Source organism: Allobosea sp., assembly GCF_051860145.1.
Lineage (GTDB): Bacteria > Pseudomonadota > Alphaproteobacteria > Rhizobiales > Beijerinckiaceae > Allobosea.
The window spans coordinates 1-589 of record NZ_JBHYEM010000059.1; the positions used below are offsets into that span (position 1 = coordinate 1).

At 61.5% G+C, this 589-nt stretch carries 1 protein-coding gene; it reads right to left on the reverse strand.

The window, feature by feature from the left end; translation table 11 throughout:
• On the reverse strand, nt 1-589 hold a 589-nt coding region (locus ACTIF2_RS27690; RefSeq protein WP_439500352.1), incomplete at both ends, for a tRNA ligase subunit PheS family protein.

Sequence of the window (589 nt, forward strand, 5' to 3'; positions counted from 1 at the left end):
TCGACCTCGAAGAACGCCTTGAGGAAACTCTCCAGCACCCACTTGAGATGCCCCATATGGGACGTCTTATCGATCACCAGCCCCTCGACCTGATGGAACATCGGCGTATGGGTTTGATCGCTGTCGTGCCGATAGGTTCGTCCCGGAATAATCACCCGTATCGGCGGCTCGACGCTTTTCATCGTCCTGATCTGGACCGGTGAGGTATGGGTGCGCAGCACTTTGCGCTCGCCGTTCACATCCGGCGCCAGGAAGAACGTGTCATGCATCTCGCGCGCGGGATGCCCGATCGGGAAGTTCAGCGCCGTGAAATTCAAGTAGTCGGTCTCGATATCGGGTCCTTCGGCGATCGAAAAATCCATATCCGCGAAGATCGCCGTGATCTCGTCGATCACCTGCGACACGGGGTGAATGCGCCCCCGCGTCTCAGGCCCCTCCCGGACAGGCAAGCTGATGTCGGTGACTTCGCGGGCGAGGCGCGCCGCCTGCGAAGCTTCGGCCAGCGCCTCCCTGCGCGCCGACAGCGCATCCTGCACGGCATCGCGCAAGCCATTGATCTGCGGACCACGTTGCTTGCGCTCTTCGGCTG